The following is a 2,913-nucleotide window of genomic DNA, read 5'->3' on the forward strand; positions in this document are numbered from 1 at the left end:
CCTCGATCTATTAGTATCAATAAGCTACATACATTACTGTACTTCCACCTTTGACCTATCAACCAGGTAGTCTTCCTGGGATCTTACCCTTACGGTGGGAAATCTTATCTTGAAGTTGGCTTCGCGCTTAGATGCTTTCAGCGCTTATCCATTCCGTACATAGCTACCCAGCCATGCCCTTGGCAGAACAACTGGTACACCAGAGGTACGTCCATCCCGGTCCTCTCGTACTAAGGACAGGTCTCCTCAAATTTCCTACGCCTGCGACGGATAGGGACCGAACTGTCTCACGACGTTCTGAACCCAGCTCGCGTACCACTTTAATGGGCGAACAGCCCAACCCTTGGGACCTACTACAGCCCCAGGATGTGATGAGCCGACATCGAGGTGCCAAACCTCCCCGTCGATGTGGACTCTTGGGGGAGATAAGCCTGTTATCCCCAGGGTAGCTTTTATCCGTTGAGCGATGGCCCTTCCATGCGGAACCACCGGATCACTAAGTCCGACTTTCGTCCTTGCTCGACCTGTATGTCTTGCAATCAAGCTTCCTTTTGCCTTTACACTCTTCGCACGATTTCCGACCGTGCTGAGGAAACCTTTGAGCGCCTCCGTTACTCTTTGGGAGGCGACCGCCCCAGTCAAACTGCCCACCTGACAGTGTCCCAATACCTGATTCAAGGTATCTGGTTAGAATCTCAGTACTACAAGGGTGGTATCCCAAGGATGGCTCCGCCGAGACTGGCGTCCCGACTTCATAGCCTCCCACCTATCCTGTACATGTAGCACCAAAATTCAATGTCAAGCTACAGTAAAGCTCCATGGGGTCTTTCCGTCCTGTCGCAGGTACCCGGCATCTTCACCGGGATTACAATTTCACCGAGTCTGTTGTTGAGACAGTGCCCAAATCGTTACGCCTTTCGTGCGGGTCGGAACTTACCCGACAAGGAATTTCGCTACCTTAGGACCGTTATAGTTACGGCCGCCGTTTACTGGGGCTTAAGTTCACTGCTTCGGACAAGTCCTAACAGATCCCCTTAACCTTCCAGCACCGGGCAGGCGTCAGCTCCTATACATCGTCTTGCGACTTAGCAGAAACCTGTGTTTTTGGTAAACAGTCGCTTGGGCCTATTCTCTGCGGCCACCTCGGGCGTGAACCCTAACGTGGCACCCCTTCTCCCGAAGTTACGGGGTCATTTTGCCGAGTTCCTTAACAACAGTTCTCTCGCTGGCCTTAGGATACTCTCCTCACCCACCTGTGTCGGTTTGCGGTACGGGCACCTTTAATCTCGATAGAAACTTTTCTCGACAGTGTGAAATCAGCTACTTCGCTACTTAATTTCGCTCCCCATCGTACCCCAGCATTATCAAGGCGGATTTGCCTACCTTGACTGCCTCAGTACTTAGCCACACATAACCAACAGTGTGGTTAGCTTATCCTACTGTGTCATTCCATCTCTCAAACGATTATTGGTGGTACAGGAATCTCAACCTGTTGTCCATCACCTACGCCTTTCGGCCTCGGCTTAGGTCCCGACTAACCCAGGGCGGACGAACCTTCCCCTGGAAACCTTGGGTTTACGGCCCGTGGGATTCTCACCCACGTCTCGCTACTCATGCCAACATTCTCACTCCTATACTGTCCACACGTCCTTACGGTCATGCTTCAGCCTGCATAGGAAGCTCCCCTACCTATCATAAATGATATCGTAGCTTCGGTAGTAAGTTTTAGCCCCGGTAATCTTCGGCGCAGGATCACTCGACCAGTGAGCTATTACGCACTCTTTAAATGAGTGGCTGCTTCTAAGCCAACATCCTGGTTGTCTATGCAATCCCACATCCTTTACCACTTAACTTACATTTAGGGACCTTAGCTGACGATCTGGGCTGTTGCCCTCTCGACTATGAATCTTATTACCCACAGTCTGACTCCCAAGTATAAAATAACGGCATTCGGAGTTTGATAATCTTCGGTAAGCGCAATGCCCCCTAGGATATTCAGTGCTCTACCTCCGTATTTCTCAACCTTGAGGCTAGCCCTAAAGCTATTTCGGGGAGAACCAGCTATCTCCGAGCTCGATTGGAATTTCACCGCTACCCACAAGTCATCCCCGAGCTTTTCAACGCTCGTGGGTTCGGACCTCCACGAAATTTTACTTTCGCTTCATCCTGCTCATGGGTAGGTCGCTCGGTTTCGGGTCTACGACAGCAAACTTAACGCCCATTTAAGACTCGCTTTCACTACGGCTCCATACCTTAAGTACTTAACCTAGCTTACTATCGTAACTCGTTGGCCCGTTCTACAAAAAGTACGCGGTCACACATAAAAAGTGCTTCCACAGCTTGTAAGCGCAGGGTTTCAGGTTCTATTTCACTCCCCTCCCGGGGTTCTTTTCACCTTTCCCTCACGGTACTATGCGCTATCGGTCACTAAGTAGTATTTAGCCTTGGAGGATGGTCCCTCCTGCTTCCCACAGGGTTTCACGTGTCCCGTGGTACTCTGGATCACATCTAAAGTCTTCTCGTTTCAACTACGTGGCTATTACACTTTATAGCGGAGCTTTCCAACTCTCTTCGTTTACGATACCTCTTCGTTGATGATGTGTCCGCAACCCCAGCGAAGAAAACTTCACTGGTTTGGGCTGTTCCGCGTTCGCTCGCCGCTACTTACGGAATCGAATTTCTTTCTTTTCCTCCGGGTACTTAGATGTTTCAGTTCCCCGGGTTCCCCTCGCTAAGCTATGTATTCACTTAACGATACTTAGACATTACTCTAAGTGAGTTTCCTCATTCGGAAATCTTCGGATCAAAGTTTACGTGCAACTCCCCGAAGCTTATCGCAGCTTATCACGTCCTTCATCGGCTCTTAGTGCCAAGGCATCCGCCCTGCGCCCTTAATAACTTGACCAGTTATTA

Annotated in this window: 1 rRNA gene; it reads right to left on the reverse strand. The window is 50.1% G+C overall.

Going from position 1 to position 2,913, the window contains the following annotated elements:
- Positions 1-2,905: ribosomal RNA gene (locus H8891_RS14845) — 23S ribosomal RNA — on the reverse strand; the annotation flags it as partial.
- Positions 2,906-2,913: the final 8 nt, after the last annotated feature.

It is taken from the genome of Paeniclostridium hominis (genome assembly GCF_014306135.1).
Taxonomy (GTDB): domain Bacteria; phylum Bacillota; class Clostridia; order Peptostreptococcales; family Peptostreptococcaceae; genus Paraclostridium; species Paraclostridium hominis.